Annotated in this window: 16 protein-coding genes; 6 read left to right on the forward strand and 10 right to left on the reverse strand. The window is 59.1% G+C overall.

Annotated elements, in window-relative coordinates:
* Window positions 1-16 precede the first annotated feature (16 nt).
* Complete coding sequence (gene ttcA, locus ACIPZE_RS18065) at window positions 17-841, reverse strand: tRNA 2-thiocytidine(32) synthetase TtcA (RefSeq protein ID WP_129395085.1); 825 nt, start codon at window positions 839-841, stop codon at window positions 17-19.
* 426 nt (window positions 842-1,267) lie between these two features.
* On the opposite strand from ttcA, the gene ACIPZE_RS18070 reads away from it, so the two are divergent.
* Both ACIPZE_RS18070 and ACIPZE_RS18075 read left to right on the forward strand, forming a co-directional pair.
* Complete coding sequence (locus ACIPZE_RS18070; RefSeq protein WP_129395086.1) at window positions 1,268-1,870, forward strand: Yip1 family protein; 603 nt, start codon at window positions 1,268-1,270, stop codon at window positions 1,868-1,870.
* 139 nt (window positions 1,871-2,009) lie between these two features.
* A complete protein-coding gene (locus ACIPZE_RS18075; RefSeq protein WP_283439147.1) occupies window positions 2,010-2,504 on the forward strand; it encodes a SprT family zinc-dependent metalloprotease in 495 nt (164 codons plus the stop codon).
* Window positions 2,505-2,589: 85 nt separating this feature from the next.
* Here ACIPZE_RS18075 and ACIPZE_RS18080 read toward each other — a convergent pair whose 3' ends face one another.
* Window positions 2,590-3,771: a CaiB/BaiF CoA transferase family protein gene (locus ACIPZE_RS18080; protein WP_400774336.1), complete on the reverse strand. Its 1,182-nt coding sequence runs from the start codon at window positions 3,769-3,771 to the stop codon at window positions 2,590-2,592.
* Between the two features lie 231 nt (window positions 3,772-4,002).
* Window positions 4,003-5,337 carry a dicarboxylate/amino acid:cation symporter gene (locus ACIPZE_RS18085; protein ID WP_129395089.1) on the reverse strand — a complete coding sequence of 445 codons (1,335 nt, stop codon included), beginning with the start codon at window positions 5,335-5,337 and terminating at the stop codon, window positions 4,003-4,005.
* Window positions 5,338-5,688: 351 nt separating this feature from the next.
* Between ACIPZE_RS18085 and ACIPZE_RS18090 the strand changes: the two genes are divergently transcribed.
* A complete protein-coding gene (locus ACIPZE_RS18090) occupies window positions 5,689-6,687 on the forward strand; it encodes an AraC family transcriptional regulator (protein WP_400774339.1) in 999 nt (332 codons plus the stop codon).
* A gap of 122 nt (window positions 6,688-6,809) precedes the next feature.
* Here ACIPZE_RS18090 and ACIPZE_RS18095 read toward each other — a convergent pair whose 3' ends face one another.
* The 3 genes from ACIPZE_RS18095 to ACIPZE_RS18105 all read right to left on the reverse strand — a co-directional run bounded on the left by ACIPZE_RS18095 (window position 6,810) and on the right by ACIPZE_RS18105 (window position 9,585).
* Window positions 6,810-8,156 (reverse strand): ATP-binding protein, encoded by a 1,347-nt coding sequence (locus ACIPZE_RS18095; protein WP_129395091.1) that lies wholly within the window; start codon window positions 8,154-8,156, stop codon window positions 6,810-6,812.
* Complete coding sequence (locus ACIPZE_RS18100; protein WP_008079190.1) at window positions 8,153-8,830, reverse strand: response regulator transcription factor; 678 nt, start codon at window positions 8,828-8,830, stop codon at window positions 8,153-8,155. Before ACIPZE_RS18100 ends, ACIPZE_RS18095 begins: the two co-directional genes overlap by 4 nt.
* Window positions 8,831-8,979: 149 nt before the next feature.
* Complete coding sequence (locus tag ACIPZE_RS18105) at window positions 8,980-9,585, reverse strand: hypothetical protein (protein WP_400774341.1); 606 nt, start codon at window positions 9,583-9,585, stop codon at window positions 8,980-8,982.
* A gap of 144 nt (window positions 9,586-9,729) precedes the next feature.
* Between ACIPZE_RS18105 and ACIPZE_RS18110 the strand changes: the two genes are divergently transcribed.
* Both ACIPZE_RS18110 and ACIPZE_RS18115 read left to right on the forward strand, forming a co-directional pair.
* On the forward strand, window positions 9,730-10,521 hold the full coding sequence (locus ACIPZE_RS18110) for a dienelactone hydrolase family protein (RefSeq protein ID WP_400774343.1): 792 nt from the start codon (window positions 9,730-9,732) through the stop codon (window positions 10,519-10,521).
* A gap of 139 nt (window positions 10,522-10,660) precedes the next feature.
* Complete coding sequence (locus ACIPZE_RS18115) at window positions 10,661-11,386, forward strand: 4'-phosphopantetheinyl transferase (RefSeq protein WP_400774345.1); 726 nt, start codon at window positions 10,661-10,663, stop codon at window positions 11,384-11,386.
* A 116-nt stretch (window positions 11,387-11,502) separates the two neighbouring features.
* Here ACIPZE_RS18115 and ACIPZE_RS18120 read toward each other — a convergent pair whose 3' ends face one another.
* Both ACIPZE_RS18120 and ACIPZE_RS18125 read right to left on the reverse strand, forming a co-directional pair.
* Window positions 11,503-13,113 carry an ATP-binding protein gene (locus tag ACIPZE_RS18120; RefSeq protein ID WP_283439153.1) on the reverse strand — a complete coding sequence of 537 codons (1,611 nt, stop codon included), beginning with the start codon at window positions 13,111-13,113 and terminating at the stop codon, window positions 11,503-11,505.
* The gene (locus ACIPZE_RS18125; RefSeq protein WP_283439154.1) at window positions 13,110-13,832 is read right to left on the reverse strand and encodes a response regulator; all 723 of its coding nucleotides are present in this window, start codon (window positions 13,830-13,832) and stop codon (window positions 13,110-13,112) included. Before ACIPZE_RS18125 ends, ACIPZE_RS18120 begins: the two co-directional genes overlap by 4 nt.
* Window positions 13,833-14,684: 852 nt before the next feature.
* Between ACIPZE_RS18125 and ACIPZE_RS18130 the strand changes: the two genes are divergently transcribed.
* Window positions 14,685-17,579 (forward strand): ribonucleoside-diphosphate reductase subunit alpha, encoded by a 2,895-nt coding sequence (locus ACIPZE_RS18130; protein ID WP_400774348.1) that lies wholly within the window; start codon window positions 14,685-14,687, stop codon window positions 17,577-17,579.
* A gap of 176 nt (window positions 17,580-17,755) precedes the next feature.
* Here the strand turns inward: ACIPZE_RS18130 and ACIPZE_RS18135 are convergent, their stop codons facing one another.
* Both ACIPZE_RS18135 and ACIPZE_RS18140 read right to left on the reverse strand, forming a co-directional pair.
* Entirely contained in the window at window positions 17,756-17,953 is a 198-nt protein-coding gene (locus tag ACIPZE_RS18135) for a hypothetical protein (protein WP_096818055.1), read from the reverse strand.
* A 381-nt stretch (window positions 17,954-18,334) separates the two neighbouring features.
* Window positions 18,335-19,711 carry an efflux transporter outer membrane subunit gene (locus ACIPZE_RS18140; RefSeq protein WP_400774351.1) on the reverse strand — a complete coding sequence of 459 codons (1,377 nt, stop codon included), beginning with the start codon at window positions 19,709-19,711 and terminating at the stop codon, window positions 18,335-18,337.
* Window position 19,712 lies beyond the last annotated feature (1 nt).

Below are 19,712 nucleotides of genomic sequence, written 5' to 3' on the forward strand. Positions count from 1 at the left end.
CACATTTGAAATGGGTTTACAGATTGACGATGTTGACGAAGCGCGAAGCCGCGGTCTCGTCGATCTTCAGGCTGGTGAAGTCGAACAGGTTACGGTCGGCCAGTTGCGACGGGATGACGTTCTGCAGACTGCGGAAGATGCTTTCAGTTCGACCCGGGGTCTTGCGCTCCCAGTCCTGGAGCATGTCCTTGACCACCTGACGCTGCAGGTTTTCCTGCGAACCGCAGAGGTTGCACGGGATGATCGGGAATTCCTTGAGGTCCGAATACGCCTGGATGTCTTTCTCGTTGCAGTACGCCAGCGGACGGATCACCACGTTGCGGCCGTCATCGGCGCGCAGCTTCGGCGGCATCGCTTTCAGGCTGCCGTTGAAGAACATGTTGAGGAAGAACGTCTCGACGATGTCGTCACGGTGATGACCGAGGGCCATCTTGGTCGCGCCGATTTCGTCGGCGAAGGTGTACAACGTGCCGCGACGCAGGCGCGAGCACAGCGAGCAGGTGGTCTTGCCTTCCGGAATCAATTCCTTGACCACCGAGTAGGTGTCTTTCTCGACGATGTGGTACTCGACGCCCAGCTCTTTCAGATAGGCCGGCAGCACGTGCTCGGGGAAGCCCGGCTGCTTCTGGTCCATGTTCACCGCGACGATCTCGAACTTGATCGGTGCAACCTTCTGCAGGTGCAGCAGCACGTCGAGCATGGTGTAGCTGTCCTTGCCCCCGGACAGGCAGACCATGACCTTGTCGCCGTCTTCGATCATGTTGAAATCGGCGACCGCTTCGCCGGCCAGGCGGCGCAGGCGCTTTTGCAGTTTGTTCTGGTTGACCGTAAGAGTGCCCATGACGCGAAATCCGTGAGGTGTGACGAAAGGCCGGCATTTTACGCAAAAACCCCGAATGCGCGAAGCACCTGTGGCGAGGGGATTTATCCCCGTTGGGTTGCGAAGCAGCCCCAAAACCTGAGAACTCGTATTGCCTGACACTGCGCGGTGAATGGTTTGGCGACTGCTGCGCAGCCGAACGGGGATAAATCCCCTCGCCACAAAAGTATTTCAAGCATCAAAAATGCCTTACCGGCAAGACCCCAAGGCGATTAAGCCCCGTGTTTACAGCGCGATTTGCTCTAAGCCCCTAATACCTGTGCGGGTAAGTCCTTTCTATACTGCGTCATAAGGTCGCACACATCTGAAGACCTGTATTTGCTCGGCCACCTTGGCCCGTAGGCGCTCCGTTGGGGGGCGATGGCAATAACAAGAGGAGTGACTGGCATGATCCATCACGTAGTGGGACTTTTTACCCACCCCGATCAGGAATGGAAGGAAATCCGTGGCGACCAAGAGGAAAGCATCAGCCACATGTACCTGACACACACGCTGATTCTGGCGGCGATTCCCGCTGTCTCGGCGTTCATTGGTACCACACAGGTCGGCTGGGTGATCGGTAGTCGCTCGCCAGTGATGCTCACTGTTGAAAGCGCCGTCTGGATGACCGTCATGTCCTACCTGGCGATGCTCGGCGGCGTCGCGGTGATGGGCGCTTTCGTGCACTGGATGGCGCGCACTTATGACGCCAACCCAAGCCTGGCGCGCTGCGTCGCGTTCGCTACCTACACCGCGACACCATTGTTCGTCGGTGGGCTGGCGGCGCTGTATCCACATATGTGGCTGGGGATGATCGTCGGCACGGCGGCCATCTGTTACACGGTTTATCTGCTGTACGTGGGGCTGCCGACGTTCATGAACATTCCATCGGACGAAGGTTTTCTGTTTTCCAGCTCGGTGCTGGCGGTGGGTCTGGTGGTGCTGGTCGCCATCATGGCGTTTACCGTGATTGTCTGGGGCCTGGGCGTAGGCCCTGTGTATACGAACTGACCGGCCGAGAAAAACCACATCTGCCCATTCAGGCCGCCGCAAGGCGGCCTTCTCGTTTCCGGATGACCATTCGGCAGCTCGACGATTCGCAAGTCCGGGGCGTTGCGGCATACTCATGGTCTCTGGAGATCCATCAAGCATGCCCGAGCAACTCAATACCCGCGTCGAAGACTGTTACCAACTCGCTGAAGCCTTTTTCAAACGTTCCTTCCCACGTCCTGTCGTCAGCCTCAAGCTGCGCGGGCAAAAAGCCGGTGTCGCGCATTTGCACGAGAACCTGCTGCGCTTCAATCCGCAGCTGTACCGGGAAAACACCGAGCATTTCCTCAAGCAGACCGTGGCCCACGAAGTCGCGCACCTGATCGCCCATCAATTGTTCGGCGAGCGCATTCAGCCGCATGGCGAAGAATGGCAATTGATCATGCGCGGGGTGTACGAACTGCCGCCGGATCGCTGCCACACCTACGCAATCAAGCGCCGCAGCGTGACGCGCTATATCTACAAATGCCCGTGCGCGGACAGTGATTTTCCCTTTTCGGCGCAGCGCCATGGACTGGTGCGGCAGGGACGGCGGTATTTGTGTCGTAGTTGCCGCAATACCTTGGTCTTTAGTGGTGAGATGCGGGTGGAATAAAGATCAAAAGATCGCAGCCTTCGGCAGCTCCTACATGAGATTGCATACCCCTGTAGGAGCTGCCGAAGGCTGCGATCTTTTGCATCTACCCCACCACTTTTGCCGCACGCAATTCAGCAACCCGCTCAACACTAAATCCTAACTCTGCCAACACCTCATCCGTATGCTGCCCCAACACCGCCCCGACATGCCGTGGCGCCGGTAACTCCTCGGAAAATTTCAACGGACACGCCATCTGCGCCTGCGTCGTGCCATCCCCGCGCGGCACTTGCGTCACCAGTTCACGCGCCTGCAATTGCGGATGGCGCACGGCCTCACTCAAATTCAACACCGGCTCGACACACGCATCGATCCCGGCAAACATCTCGCACAGTTCAGCAAAGTCATGCCGTTCAAACTCGATCTTCAACGCCTCCTTCAGCGCCCGCTGTTGCTCAGGTTTCGGCGACAACCCTTGCGCCGCCAATTCCGGCCGACCGAGCGTGGCACACAGCTGTTGCATGAACGCCGGCTCCAGGCTGCCGACAGACATCCAGCGGCCATCCCGCGAACGGTAATAATCGTAGAAGCTGCCGCCATTGAGCATCTGGTCTTCCCAGCCAGGCTCCGCGCCGCAGGCTAGATAGCCGGCGCCGGCCATGGCATTCAGACTGAACGCGCAGTCGGTCATGCTCACGTCCAGATGCGTGCCCTGCCCGGTTTGCTGACGCGCAATCACTGCCGCTAGCAAGCCGATCACGCCGTGCAACGAACCACCGGCAACATCCGCCACCTGCATGCCCAAAGGCAACGGCCCACTGTCGGCGCGGCCGGTGTAACTGGAGAGGCCCGCCAGCGCCAGATAGTTGATGTCATGCCCGGCGCGATCCTTGTACGGGCCGGTCTGCCCATAGCCGGTGATCGACACGTAAATCAGCTTCGGGTTGATCGCCTTCAGCGCCTCATACCCCAGGCCCAATCGCTCCATTACCCCGGGGCGAAACTGTTCCAGGACGATGTCGTAATCAGCGAGCAACTGCTTGACCACTGCCAGCGCCTCGGGCTGTTTCAGGTCCAGCGCCAGGCTGCGCTTGTTGCGATTGAGGTAGGCGTGACTGGCCGATATCCCGCCATCGTGCGGCGGCAACACGCGCAACAAATCCATGCGCGTCGGCGATTCGATGCGCAGCACGTCGGCGCCCATGTCCGCCAGCAACAGCGAAGCGAACGGCCCCGGCAACAGGGTCGAAAAATCGAGGATCTTCAGTGAGGCCAGCGGTGCGGACATGGGCAAACTCCTTGAGCGATGCAAGCAGCCTAGGCAGCCGTGCCGCATACAGCAATCACCCGATGTGTCAGCAACAGTGACCGTAACGCTCAAATCGCAGGCAATAAAAAACCCTGTGGTGAGGGGATTTATCCCCGTTGGACTGCGCAGCAGGCCCCTTCTCTTATCTTCAGAAGGGGCCGCTTCGCGACCCAACGGGGATAAATCCCCTCGCCACAAGGGCTTTTTTACTTACTTGACGCTGCTCGGAGTTGGGCCTTCAGCCACACCCAGGTCATCTTCCGGACGGGTATCAGCAATACCGCGACCGCCCGAGGCCAGCTCGGCTTGCAGCGTGTCGGTGTCCAGCTCTTTCACCCACTTGGCAACCACGATGGTCGCAACGGCGTTGCCCACCAGGTTGGTCAGTGCGCGTGCTTCGGACATGAAGCGGTCGATACCGAGGATCAGCGCCAGACCGGCCACCGGCAGGTGACCTACCGCCGACAGGGTCGCTGCCAGCACGATGAAGCCCGAACCGGTGACACCGGCTGCGCCTTTGGAGGACAGCAACAACACCACCAGCAGCGTGATCTGGTGAGTGATGTCCATGTGCGTGTCAGTTGCCTGAGCAATGAACACGGCGGCCATGGTCAGGTAGATCGCGGTACCGTCGAGGTTGAACGAGTAACCGGTCGGGATCACCAGACCCACTACCGATTTCTTCGCGCCCAGACGCTCCATCTTGATCAGCATGCGTGGCAGCACCGATTCCGACGACGAGGTGCCGAGGACGATCAGCAGTTCTTCACGGATGTAACGGATCATCTTCAGCACGCTGAAACCGTGCATGCGCGCAATACCGCCAAGCACGATCAGCACGAACAACAGGCACGTGATGTAGAAGCAGATCATCAGTTGACCCAGCTGCACCAGCGAGCCGACACCGTAGGCACCGATGGTGAAGGCCATGGCACCGAAGGCACCGATTGGCGCGAGCTTCATGATCATGTTGATGATGTTGAACATCACGTGGGCGAAGCGATCGATGAAGTCGAGGATCGGCTTGCCGTAAGCACCCAGGCGATGCAGGGCGAAACCGAAGATCACCGAGAACATCAGCACTTGCAGGATGTCACCGGTGGCGAACGCGCCGACGATGGTGGTCGGGATCACGTTGAGCAGGAAACCGACCACGCTTTGGTCAGCACCAGCCGCTACATAAGAAGCGACTTTCGAAGCGTCAAGGGTGGCGACGTCGATGTGCATGCCGGCGCCCGGTTGCACAACGTTGACCACAACCAGACCGACCAGCAGCGCGATGGTCGAAACGATTTCGAAATACAGGAGTGCGTAGCCGCCGGTCTTGCCGACCGACTTCATGCTTTGCATGCCGGCGATGCCGCTGACCACGGTGCAGAAAATGATCGGGGCGATGATCATTTTGATCAGTTTGATGAACCCGTCACCCAGCGGCTTTACGGCCACACCGAACTGCGGGTAGTAGTGACCGAGCGCGATACCGATAACGATTGCGACGATCACCTGTAAATACAGGGATTTGTACAGTGGCTGACGAGTCGTCATTGCAAGTTTCCTCAAGAGTCCCGCGTAGCAACATCCATCTGTTGGCCGCGAAACCTGAATTGCGAACCCTCCTGCACTGGAGGGATTTGTTGTTGGAGCGGCGCTGTCCGGACAGGATCAACGCACGCTTCTGTCGCTCATATCGCAAACGCCGTGCCACTTTGGTGCATTTCGCTGCAAGCCTTTTGATATCAGGGGCTGCAGGTTCTTTTCCGTCACCCACTGGTGACTTGAGTGTGGCGGATTTCCGCCAAGTTGCTTGATCTCGTCCTACAATTTGGCGGAAATCCGCCTTGTTGCGCCCTGTCACCCCCGGCTACCATCCAGCGCCTGAGGAAGGATCTGCCGCTTATGCGCGAACGCACCATTGCCAGTCATTTCGCCCGTGCTGCCCTCGGTGGCGCGCGGCGCCTGCAGTTCGACTACTCGGAGTTGCTGGTGCAACTGGGCATCAGCCCGGAGTTGCTTGACGAGCCGCGTGCGCGCCTCGCTCCGGAACAATTCACCCGCTTGATCCAGGGCCTGTGGCTGGCGCTGGACGACGAGTATCTGGGTTTCGGCAATGCACCGAGCAAACCCGGCAGCTTCGCGATGATGTGCCACGCCTCGATTCACTGCCGCAATCTGGAGAAGGCACTGCAACGCGGTTTATTGTTTTATAGCCTATTCCCCGCAGCCCCGCGCCTGACCCTGAGCCGCGAAGACGAATGGGTGCGTTTGAGCCTCGACGATTCGCCATTGTGGGATCCGGATCACTTTTTGACGGAAAGCCTGCTGGTGATCTGGCATCGCCTCGGCAGTTGGCTGATCGGCCAGCGGATTCGCCTCGAACAGGCGACATTCAGTTACCCGCGCCCGGAGCATGGCGCCGAGTACGATCTGCTGTTCCCCTGCCCGACGACCTTCGGCACCGAACAGAGCAGCCTGCTGTTTCACAGTCGTTACCTGCATATGCCGTTGTTGCAGGATGAACGCACGCTCAAACACTTCCTCGAACGCTCGCCCGCCGACCTGCTCTCACGCCCGGACGACGGCGACAGCCTGAGCAGTCGCCTGCGCCGTTTGCTCAGCCGCGACAGTGCGCGCTGGCCGGATCTGGAAGCGGTCGCGGCGCATATGCACATCAGCCCGCAGACGCTGCGCCGGCATTTGCGCGAGGAAGGCACGAGTTTTCAGGAGTTGAAGGATCAGCTGCGGCGGGATATCGCCATCTACCATCTGGGGCGGGCGGATCTGTCGTTGCAACAGATTGCCGAGCAGTTGGGGTTCTCTGAACCGTCGGCGTTTCACCGGGCGTTCAAGAAGTGGACGGGGCTGACGCCGGGGGCTTATCGGGCGCAGGAGCAGTGAGGCATTTTTGAAGCTTGCGGTGCTCTCTTTGACGCCATCGCGAGCAGGCTCACTCCTACATTTGAAATGCGTTCCCCCTGTAGGAGTGAGCCTGCTCGCGATAGGGCCAGAAAGGCCAACACCTAAACCGCCGGAAAATGAATCCGGAACGCCGCCCCACCCATCGGTGAATCCCCCAGCGCCAGTTTGGCGCTGTAACTTTCGATGATGTCCTTGACTACCGCCAACCCGATCCCCTGTCCCGGATGCTGGGCATCCAGCCGTTCGCCGCGCTCCAGAATCCGCGCGCGCTGATCCGGCGGCACGCCTGGGCCGTCGTCTTCGATGCACAGCTCAATCCCGGCCAGAGATTCACGCACACTGATGCGCACTTCACCCAGACACAGGCGATAGGCGTTTTCCAGCAGGTTGCCCATCATCTCCAGCAAGGCACCCTGCTCGATCGGCACATAGCAATGCTCCGGCAGATCAAACGCCACGCGCACACGTTTGTCGCGGTAGACCTTGTCCAGCGTGTCACAGAGGCTTTTCAGCACCGGTTGCAAACGCACCTGATGGCGCACCAGACCACTTTTACGCAAGCTCGCGCGTTGCAGTTGATAGCTGATCTGCTGGCTCATGCGCTCGATCTGACTTTGCAGCACCCACGCCTGATCGCGGTCTTCGGGGCGCTGGGCCATGTCTTCACTGACGCCTTGCAACACCGCCAACGGGGTTTTCAGGCTGTGCGCCAGATCATCGAGCGAGTCGCGATAACGGCTGCGCTGCTGGCGTTCGCTGAGCAGCAAACGGTTGAGCGAGCCGGTCAGGCGCAGCAGTTCACGCGGGTGTTGCTCGGTGAGGCTTTCGCGGGTGCCACCTTCGATTTCGTCGAGTTCCTGACTGAGTTGGCGCAAGGCCTTGAGGCCCCAGGTCAGGCCGATCCACAACAGCGCCAGCAGCACCAGCAATGCTGCGCCAAACCCGAGGTAGAGGTTTTCGCGCAGGCCTTCGAGGGTGGTTTCGTACTCGCGCACCGGTTGCAGGGCGACGATGCTGAACGCCGCGCTTTTGCCGCCAAGCAGTTTGACTTCAACGTCGTAAACGAAGAATTCCTGACCGTTGACCTCGCGGATCCGCGCGAACTCGTTGCCGAGGCCATCGTAGCGCGGTTTGTAATTGATCTGCTCTTCCTGGGTGGCTTTCGAGCGCCAGACCAGATGCCCTTCACGGTCGTAGATGTAGCCGAGCAGGCGGAAGTCAGTGAGGTTGAAACGCTCATCCGGCAACTGATTGGGCATCACCAGCCGGCCGTTTTCTATACGTGCGGCAGAGATCAGCGTGGTGACGTCCGAGGCCAGCCGCTGTTCGATCGAGTCCTGCAACGCGAGGCTGAAGGCGCCCTGCATCGCCGGGAGCAAGGCGAGCATGAACAACACCGCCAACGTGGTGGCGGCGAGCATCAGCCGAACGCGAAGCGAACGAATCAAGTGCAGCGCTCATTGAACAGGTAACCGAGGCCGCGCACGGTGTCGATCGGTTTGAACCCGGCCGGGCCTTCGAGTTTGCGGCGCAGGCGGCCGACCAGCACTTCGATCACGTTTGGATCGCGCTCGTCGTCGTCCGGGTAGAGCTGCTCCATCAAGCGATCCTTGGGCACCACTTGCTGGTGATGACGCATGAGGTATTCGAGGATGCGGTATTCGTAGGCGGTCAGCGCCAGCGGTTGCTCGTCGAGCGTCGCCTGTTTGCGGTTGAGGTCGAGCAGCAGCGGGCCGGCGACGATGGTCGACTGGGTGAAACCGCTGGAGCGGCGCAGCAAGGCATTCAGGCGCGCGTCGAGCTCTTCGAACTGGAACGGCTTGACCACGTAGTCGTCGGCGCCGGCGGCGAGGCCTTCGACCTTGTCCTGCCAGTTGCCGCGCGCAGTGAGGATCAGGATCGGGAAGGTCTTGCCGCCCGAGCGCAGTTGGCGAATCAGGTCGAGGCCACCCATGCCCGGCAAGCCAAGATCGATCACCGCCAGGTCAAAGTTGAACTGCCCGGTCTGGTACAGCGCCTCTTCGGCATTGGCCACGGACTCGACCACGTGACCGCTTTCCGTCAGGCGGGTTTGCAGGTGATGGCGCAACAGCGCTTCATCTTCGACGACCAACAGTTTCATAACACTCTCCCGGGTAAATCAGCATCTCCAAAAACACACCTGTGGGAGCGGGCTTGCTCGCGAAAGCGGTGGATCAGTCAATGTAGATATTGACTGATCCGGCGCCTTCGCGAGCAAGCCCGCTCCCACAATGATTTCGCTGTCGCTCCTTAGAAATAGTAGTTGGCCGACAGGTAAGTCTGCGCGCTGCTGGTCAAATCCAGCGAGCCTTGTTTGCTGCCGCCGCTCTCTTTCATCTCGGTGCTGGCATTGCTCATCAGGTAACGGTAACCGAGTTCGACCGAAGTGCTCTGCGAGACTTGCTGCAACACACCGAACTGGCCGCCGACGGCGTAACCGATATCGCTGTCGCGGCTGTAGCCTGGCGAATCCTGCGTCAGCTTGGTCAAACCGGCCGTGGCGCCACCGAACAGCTTGGTGCTGCCGCCCACCGGATAGAACAGATCGTAGCTGCCCAGCAGGTTTTCCTGGCGCAGTTTAATGCCATTGTGCGAGCCCGACACATTATCGTAGGTGGCGTAGTAGCGACCTTGGCTGTTTTGCTGACCGAGGCGTACGCCGTAGGTGTTGTTGCCGTCGATGGCGCCTGTGGCATTCGGGTGACCGAGGTTGTCATTCAGTGCGCGGGACTTATCGATCTTGTCGCTGGTCTGGCCGAAAGTCAGGCCGGCGAAATTGGTTGTGTCGTCGGCGTTGGCCGCGATGCTGGAGCCTAACAAGGTAAATGCCAGCAGCAGTTTGTTAAAACGAGTCATGAGTATTTCCTCTTTCACAGTGCTGTTTGGGTATGACGCAAGGTTACTGACCTGCCCCTGTACCTCCCCTGAACGCTCTCTGAACCTGACCTGAATCAAATCGACTAGGCTGTTTTGAACACTTTTCGATAAGGACACCCGACCATGCGCCTGTTCCTCGCCCTCACGTTGCTGGCGATCAGCAGCCTCACCCAGGCTGCGATCAAGACTGAAGAAATCCCCTACCAGAGTGCCGACGGTACGAAACTGATCGGTTACTACGCCTATGACGACGCCATAAAAGGCGCGCGCCCCGGCGTGGTCGTGGTGCATGAATGGTGGGGCCTGAACGATTACGCCAAGCGCCGCGCGCGCGATCTCGCCGGGCTCGGCTACAGCGCGCTGGCAATCGATATGTACGGCGAAGGCAAGAACACCGAACACCCGAAAGATGCGATGGCGTTCATGCAGGCGGCGACGGCGGACGCGGCAGCCTCCAGCAAACGGTTTGACGCCGGGCTGAATTTGCTGAAGAAACAGCCACAGACCGACGTCAATAAAATCGCCGCTATCGGTTACTGCTTTGGCGGTGGCGTGGTGTTGAATGCGGCGCGTCAGGGTGAGCCGCTGGCCGGCGTGGTGAGTTTCCACGGTGCGCTGGCGACCAATACCCCGGCGACGCCTGGCAGCGTCAAGGCGAAAGTTCTGGTCGAGCATGGCGCGCTGGACAGCATGGTCACCCCGGCCAACGTCAGCGCATTCAAAGCGGAGATGGACAAGGCTGGCGCTGACTACACATTCGTCAGCCTCGATGGCGCCAAGCACGGGTTTACCAATCCGGACGCCGATCGCCTGAGCCATGGCGACCACGGCGGCCCAGACATCGGTTACAACAAGGCGGCCGATGAAAAATCCTGGGCGGACATGAAAGCGTTCTTCCAGAAAATCTTCAGCTAATCAGCGACACCGCGGCGCGGCCATCGCGAGCAGGCTCACTCCTACAGGGGAACGCATTTCAATTGTAGGAGTGAGCCTGCTCGCGATAGCTTCACCGCCAATCTCGACCTCGGCTCGACTAAACGGCAAAATGCCCGCCATGAATCTCACCCCCGCCCTGCCCGCCTGCTGCACCGCGCTCGACAGCCACTGGCCGTTGCCGACGGTGTTGCCTGATACCGTGCTGCGCAGCACCCACTTCGATCCGGCTCAATTGCTGGGCGATGACTTTCGCCGTAGCGCCATCGAGCCGCCGCCGAGCATTCAACGTTCGGTGGCCAAGCGACAGGCCGAGTTTCTCGCCGGACGTATCTGCGCCCGTGCAGCATTGCAACAACTGGAAGGTTCGAGCGTGGTGCCGGCGATCGGTGAAGATCGCGCGCCGGTCTGGCCATCGCACATCTGCGGCTCGATCACCCACAGCACCGGGCGTGCGGCGGCGATTGTCGCAAACAAACAGCATTGGCGCGGTTTGGGTATGGACCTGGAGAATATTCTCGGCAGCGAGCGCGCCGAGCGTCTGGCCGGGGAAATTCTCACCCCGGCAGAAATGCAGCGCATGGCTGCCGGCTCGCCGGAGCAACTCGCACTTTGCGTGACGCTGACGTTTTCGGTGAAAGAGAGCTTGTTCAAGGCGCTGTACCCGATTGTGCAGCAGCGCTTTTATTTCGAGCATGCTGAAGTGCTGGAGTGGACTGAGGCGGGTGAGGTTCGGTTGCGGCTGCTGACGGATTTGTCTGCGCAGTGGTGCAGCGGGACGGAGCTGGATGCGCAGTTTGGGGTGCGGGATGGGCAGTTGTTGAGTTTGGTCAGCATTAAAGCCTGAGGATTTTTAGGGTGGCCGCTGACCCCATCGCGAGCAGGCTCACTCCTACAGGGGAACGCATTCCAAATGCAGGAGTGAGCCTGCTCGCGAAGAGGCCAGCAAAACCACCACACCTCTCAACGGCGCTCCTGATTCCGCGGCCAACTCAAACTAAAACACGCCCCACCCAAACTCTTGCTCTTGCCAATGATCGCCCGGCCGTCATGCCAGTGAATGATCCGCCGCACAATCGACAACCCCAGACCATGCCCGCCCGACGCTCGAGTGCGGCTGTCATCCAGACGCAGAAACGGCGTAAAGATCCGTTCCCACGCCACCTCAGGCACACCCGGGCCGTCATCTTCAACATCGACCCGGCAGCGCAACTGCCCGACCTGATAACTCACCGTCACGTTCGAGCGCGCATGACGCATCGCGTTGCTCACCAGGTTCTGCAACGCCCGGTGCAGATAACGCGGCTCGGCTTCGACCCAGGCATCGTCGTTATCCGCGGCAGACAAACACAAACCGCGCTGCACCGTGACCTCGGCGCGCAACGGCGCCAGCTCTTCGATCACCTGATTGACCAGCGCATCCAGATCAATCCGCTGGAACGTCAGCGCCGGCGAGCCCTGCTCCAGTCGCGCATAGGTGAGCATTTCGTCGACCAGTTTATCGAGGTCTTCGATGTCGTGATCCATGCCCTCGCGGTACTTCTCCAGCGCTTGCGGGGTGGTCGCCGAGCCGATCATCTCCAGGCCGAAACGCAGACGCGCCACCGGTGTGCGCAATTCATGGGACACCGCGCGCACCAGTTCACGCTGGATCGCCAGCAACTGCTGCAAGTGTTCGGCCATGCCATTGAACGCCGAGGCCAGACGCCCGACCGAGTCGGCACCGCGCGCCGGCACACGGGTTTCCAGACTGCCTTTGGCGATCCGCGTGGCCGCCGCTTCGAGGCCGCGCAAACGTCGCTCGAGCTGGCGCACCAACAGATAAACGATCAGGCCGATCAAGCTCAGCCCCAGCGCAGCAATCAGCACCAGCCATTCCGGCGGGTACGGATTCATCTGGTACAGCGGGCCGATCTCAAGCACCCACGGCGTGCCGACCATGCCGGCAAACACGCGGATCGAGTCGCCGCCCTTGCCCAACGCCATCACCGTGTCGCCTTCTGCCACGCGACGGCTCTGGTCTTCGTCCATGTCGGCATCGTTCACCGTGACCAGCCGCAGGTCAAAACCAAAGCCTTTTTCTTCCTTTATCTGCGCAAGACGTTTCGGCTGTTCGCCGACCGGCACGCGCACCAGTTCATCGGCCAGCAGATAAATAGTCGCGCGGGCCAACTGCTCACTGATCTGCTGCACCTCGCCCGTGAGCACAAGTTGTTCCTTGTCGCTGACCATTCGATAGACCTTGGCCGCGTGCGGCCCGGTCTGCTCGACCAGCGCCTGACCACGCTGCACGCGGGTGCGCTGGGACAGATCAAGATCGGTCTCGGAAATTTTCTTCAGCGCCAGCGGAATCCCCAGCAGACGTTCCCACACCAGCAGCGCCCGATGGCGCTCGGTCTCGTTCATCGGTTGCAGGTTGCCCGCCATCAGCGAAAACGTGCCGTGGGCCAGGCGCTCGCGGTATTGCTCGCTGCGCACCTGATTGAGCAGGTTCAACGCCAGGACGCCGAGCACCGCCACCAGAATCAGCGCTGCGCACATGCCGCCGTAGATGCGCAGGAAGATCGAATTCACAGCGACAGGTCTACGCAGGCTTCAGGGACGAACAGATAACCTTTGCTGCGAATGGTCTTGATCAGGCGCGGATGATCGGGGTCGTCACCGATTTTCGGGCGGATCCGCGAGATGCGTACATCGATCGAGCGGTCCTGGCCGTCGTAGCCAATGCCGCGCAGGGCGGTGAAGATTTCTTCGCGCGAGAGAATCCGCCCGGCGTTGGACACCAGCAGCCAGAGCAGGTCGAATTCAGCGCTGGTCAACTCGATGCCGGTGTCGCTCAGCCAGGCTTCGCGCAAGGCGTTGTCGACCACCAACGGGCCGAATTGCAACCGGCGGGATTTTTCCGCGACTGGCTCGGCGCTGTCACTGCGGCGCAGCAACGCCTGAATTCGTGCCAGCAGCAATCGTGGACGCACCGGTTTGCAGACGTAATCGTCGGCGCCGAGGTCGAGGCCCTGAATCTGGTCGGCATCGTCGGTGCGCGCGGTGAGCATCAGGATCGGCCCGTCGAATTGATTGCGCACCTTGCGGCAAATGCTCAGGCCATCCTCACCGGGCAACATCAGGTCGAGGACCACCAGATCCGGTTGTTCCTTGATGATGCGTGCCGCCGCCAGCGCGCCGTTGCCTTCAATGTCGACGCGCAGTCCATTGGCTTGCAGGTAGTCGCGCGTGAGTTCGGCCAGTCGCTGGTCATCCTCGACGATCAAAACCTGAAAGGCTTGTTGCTCCACCGGTGACCTCTGCTTGCTGTTTTTATTAATAGAAGAAGGCGCTTGCCCGAATACACACGATCCCCTTTAGGAGCTGACGAGTGAAACGAGGCTGCGATCTTGTGATTTTGTTTTTTCAAGATCAAAAGATCGCAGCCTTCGGCAGCTCCTACAGGGATCCTCCCGTCTTTTTGTCATGTTTCGGGAGGATAAGAATGCGTTCACATGGCCCGATTGTATAAACGGCGTACAGCCAGAACACAAGTCGGTAAATGCGTTCGGACACGGCGGTTTTTTGTGGTAGGGTTCGCGCCCTTAAAAATCCGCTGAAGCGTTTTTCCCGGTGAGAAATCGGTGACAAACGGTCTAGCTCAGCAGGTTCGCGGCCTACACGAGAATTCGACCTTTCTTACACAATTTACGCACAGGTTTATCCACAGGTAGTACGTTGCAACACCCCTCAAAACGCATTATCTTGTAGCACGGCGCAAAAAAAACCCTACATATAGGGTTTTCGACTCAAACGCCCAACCACATTTCAGACCTGAAACTCAAGCGATTTATTGCCGGTTTCCGGTTGAACCAAGCAAGTTTTCTGAAGCCCAAACCGCACTTGCGGATGGCACCGTTTTTTAGCTCGGAAACGACCGAAACGGTACGGGTGTTGCAGTCATTACTGTCACCCGGGAAGGAACCAGGCTCGAGCCTTGGCTCGCAGCCAAAAACTTCGGCAGGGACGCGGCGTCATTAGCCTTTTTCCTACTGGTCCGAAGTTGTTATGCCCGACGCCCGTCGGTTGTAGTGCTTCTGGCCAGAACGGTGGGCACCATGATGGTGCCCAAACAAACATAGAGAATGTGGAGATCACCCCCCATGCAAACCGACACAACTCGCGAGAACCCGCAGGGAACCTTGCCGCAGGCCGCCGATTCGACTTCGGATCTGGCAGCCACCGCGCCTGGTCAACTGCGCGTGATCAAGCGTAATGGCACTGTCGTTCCTTACACCGATGACAAGATCACCGTCGCTATCACCAAAGCGTTTCTCGCAGTTGAGGGCGGCACTGCTGCCGCTTCGTCGCGAATCCACGACACTGTTGCGCGCCTGACCGAACAAGTCACCGCGACCTTCAAGCGTCGCATGCCATCGGGCGGCACCATCCACATCGAAGAAATCCAGGACCAGGTTGAACTGGCCCTGATGCGTGCCGGCGAGCAGAAAGTGGCGCGCGACTACGTGATCTATCGTGACGGTCGTTCGAAAGAACGCGCTGCCCACGCCCCGGCGGAAGAAGCGGTCAACGCTCACCCGTCGATCCGCATCACCCGCGCTGATGGCAGCCTGGCGCCGCTGGACATGGGCCGCCTGAACACCATCGTCACCGAAGCGTGCGAAGGCCTGGCCGAAGTCGACGGCGACCTGATCCAGCGTGAAACCCTGAAAAACCTCTACGACGGCGTAGCGCTGACCGACGTCAACACCGCTCTGGTGATGACCGCCCGTACGCTGGTCGAGCGCGAGCCGAACTACTCGTTCGTGACCGCCCGCCTGCTGATGGACACCCTGCGTGCCGAAGGCCTGGGCTTCCTCGGTGTGGCCGAAAGCGCCACTCACCACGAAATGGTCGACCTGTACGCCAAGGCGCTGCCGGCCTACATCGCCAAAGGTATCGAGTTCGAACTGCTGAACCCTGTGCTGGCCTCCTTCGACCTGGAAAAACTGGGCAAGGCGATCAACCACGAGCGCGATCAGCAATTCACCTACCTGGGCCTGCAGACCCTGTACGACCGTTACTTCATCCACAAGGATGGCGTGCGTTTCGAACTGCCGCAGATCTTCTTCATGCGCGTGGCCATGGGCCTGGCGATCGAAGAGAAGAACAAAGAAGACCGTGCGATCGAGTTCTACAACCTGCTGTCGTCCTTCGACTACATGTCGTCGACGCCAACACTGTTCAACGCCGGTACTCTGCGTCCACAGCTGTCGAGCTGCTACCTGACCACCGTGCCGGATGACCTGTCGGGCATCTACCACGCGATCCACGACAACGCCATGTTGTCGAAATTCGCTGGTGGCCTGGGCAACGACTGGACGCCGGTGCGTGCACTGGGTTCGTACATCAAGGGCACCAACGGCAAGTCGCAAGGCGTGGTTCCGTTCCTGAAAGTGGTGAACGACACCGCGGTAGCCGTTAACCAGGGTGGCAAGCGCAAAGGCGCTGTCTGTGCTTACCTGGAAACCTGGCACATGGACATCGAAGAGTTCATCGAGCTGCGCAAGAACACCGGTGATGATCGTCGTCGTACCCACGACATGAACACTGCCAACTGGATCGCTTACCTGTTAATGAATCGTGTCTTCGATGACGGCAAGTGGACCCTGTTCTCGCCATCCGAAGTTCCGGACCTGCACGACCTGACCGGTAAAGCCTTCGAAGAGCGCTACGAGTACTACGAAGCCCTGACCGAATACCCGGGCAAGGTCAAACTGTTCAAGACCATCCAGGCCAAAGACCTGTGGCGCAAAATGCTCTCCATGCTGTTTGAAACCGGCCACCCTTGGCTGACTTTCAAAGACCCGTGCAACCTGCGCAGCCCGCAGCAGCACGTCGGCGTGGTTCACAGCTCGAACCTGTGCACCGAAATCACCTTGAACACCAACAAGGACGAGATCGCCGTTTGCAACCTGGGCTCGATCAACCTGCCGAACCACATCGTCAACGGCAAGCTGGACACCGCCAAGCTGGAACGCACCGTGAACACCGCAGTACGCATGCTCGATAACGTTATCGACATCAACTACTACTCGGTGCCACAAGCGAAGAACTCCAACTTCAAGCACCGTCCGGTCGGTCTGGGCATCATGGGCTTCCAGGACGCGCTGTACCTGCAGCACATCCCTTACGGTTCCGACGCTGCCGTCGAGTTCGCCGACAAGTCGATGGAAGCGGTCAGCTACTACGCGATCCAGGCTTCCTGCGACCTGGCTGATGAGCGCGGTGCCTACGAGACGTTCCAGGGCTCGCTGTGGTCCAAAGGCATCCTGCCGCTGGATTCGCAACAGATCCTGATCGAGCAGCGTGGCCAGAAGTACATCGATGTCGACCTGAACGAATCCCTCGACTGGGCACCGGTTCGCGCCCGTGTACAGAAAGGCATTCGTAACTCGAACATCATGGCCATCGCACCGACCGCGACCATCGCCAACATCACTGGCGTATCGCAGTCGATCGAACCGACTTATCAGAACCTGTATGTGAAATCGAACCTGTCGGGCGAATTCACCGTGATCAACCCGTACCTGGTTCGCGACCTCAAGGCTCGCGGTCTGTGGGACTCGGTCATGATCAACGACCTGAAGTACTACGACGGTTCGGTTCAGCAGATCGAGCGCATCCCGCAAGAACTCAAAGAGCTCTACGCGACCGCGTTCGAAGTGGACACCAAGTGGATCGTTGACGCGGCCAGCCGTCGTCAGAAGTGGATCGACCAGGCCCAATCGCTGAACCTGTACATCGCTGGTGCATCGGGCAAGAAGCTCGACGTGACCTACCGCATGGCCTGGTACCGTGGTCTGAAAACCACTTACTACCTCCGTGCCCTGGCCGCGACCAGCACCGAGAAGTCGACCATCAACACCGGCAAGCTGAATGCTGTTTCCAGCGGCGGCAACCACGGCGACGATTCGGTTCTGGCAGCACCTGCCGGTCCGGCGCCAGTGCCAAAGGCTTGCGCGATTGACGAGCCGGATTGCGAAGCTTGCCAATAAGCTGAGCGGAGTCAGGCGTTGCGAGACGCCTGATTGCTCCAGACAAAAGAAAACCCCCGACAGACTTCTGGTTTGTCGGGGGTTTTCTTTTGTCTGCCAAACACCAACGCTCTAACGAACAGGTTTCAGCAGATACAAAAAAGGCCCCTTCACAGAAGGAGCCTCCCTATCGGTACTTACCGACGGCAGCCGCCGTTGTTGAAAGGACCGGCAACACGAACCCAGCCACTGGCTTGCGGAACGTTGCTGCACATAGTACGGCCGGTCGAAGCCGACTCATAAAGCCACCAGGAAGCCGGAGCAGCTTGAACAACGACTGCGCCCAACAGCAAACTTGCGGCCAAAGTCAGACCAAAACCAATACGCAGCGACATAACGATCTCCATTTCAAATAAACGTCTCAAACGGCCGTCAGCGCAATAACTTCATAGTTCATCATCTTGCCGACACAACCAGAGACAGCAGTAAGAGTGTTGCAACCGAACACTCAACCCTTCATCAAGACCCTGACGAAAGAGCGCGCACCTTACATTGCGAAACAACTAAAAACAATAACGAAAACTCTCACAACCAAAATTATTTATTAATTAAATAAACTCAAAAAAACCAACAAACACGCAAAAACCTACAACCTTAATTGCATATAAACCATTGACCCAAATCAAAAAAATACGCTAACTAAAACCAGACACGCGACACAATCTTCCTTAATAAAAATAACGTTCCAACAAGTTAACGTTTGTCTGCACAATAAATTAACGCGCGAAGCCTCCGCCCAGCGCCAGGTACAACCCCATTTGTGCCTTCAGTCGCTCGAAGCGATTCTGCGCCAGCGAAATTTGCGCGGCACGACGGCTCTCTTGTAGATCCAGCCACTCCTTGATACCCGTTTGCCCGCTGCGATAACGAATTTCGGCCAACCCTTCGGCTTTCATTGCGGCGACCAGAGCTTGCTCTCGCCGTACCCCCTGATCAGCAAACTGCACTTGCGCCGACAGCGCATTTTCAACTTCCGCCAGAGCGATATAAAGGCTCTGGCGAAAATCGATTATCGCCGCCTCATAGTCCACCGCCGATATACCCACTGTGTACTTGCGAACATTCCATTGCACAAACGGCAGACTGATACCTACACCCAATAGACCGACAGGGTTATTGAGCACTTGGCTCAACTCTCGACTACCGCCAGTCGTCAGACCGCCCGTCAGCGTGAACGAAGGATAGAAACTGGCACGCGTTGCGTCATAGTTCGACAGCGCCTGGCGTAATCGCCATTCAGCCGCCTGCAGATCCGGGCGTCGATCAACCAGATCAGCCGGCAAGCCTGCCGGCACACTCGCCAACGTCGCCGAAGGTAATTGCACAAGTTCTGCAAACCGATGCTCGGGCGCCTGATCGAAGATAATGGCCAGCGCGTTGCGCGCCACTTCAAGTTGCTGCAGATAGTCGCTCAATACAGCACGCTGCGTGGCCAGGACCTGCTCGGCTTGCGCCTCTTCAAGTCCGGTCGCCGCACCCGCCAGACGTTGGGACTGCACCAGTTGCAACGTCTGTTCGGCGTACCGGATACTTTCCCGTGCAGACCGGGCCAGTTCGTTGAACAGGCCGATCTGCCAATACAGGCGCGCTGTCGTACCCACCAGGCTCAGCGCACTGGCACGCCGGTCAAAGTCGGTCGCCAATAGCGCCCATTGCGCGGCATCACGCGTACTCGCCAGCCGCCCCCACAAGTCGACTTCGTAACGCACCGACGAACTCGTGGAGAATCGACGCTGACTTGAGTTGTCTCGATGTAGATTCCCGCTCCAGTCCGCCCCCGCCCCCACGTCCAGATCGGGCGTGATATTGGTGCCGGTGAGTCTTGCCTGAAGCGCTGCCCGACGCACTCTGAGCGCAGCAACTGCAAGATCGTTATTGCGCGCTAGGGCGTCGTCGACCAAGGCGTTCAGACGTGGATCACCAAACGTTTCCCACCATCGCTCTCGCACACTCAATGAGCGCTCACGGGATGCGTCACCAAACCAGAAGGCCGGCGTCTTGACTTCCGGTTGACGGTATTCGCTGTGCAGCAGAGCGCTGCAGCCACCCAACAACAAAGGCAACGGCAATGCCCAGATCCAATTGCGCTTCATG

This window comes from Pseudomonas sp. NPDC089741, from assembly GCF_044748825.1.
Taxonomy (GTDB): Bacteria; Pseudomonadota; Gammaproteobacteria; order Pseudomonadales; family Pseudomonadaceae; genus Aquipseudomonas; species Aquipseudomonas helmanticensis.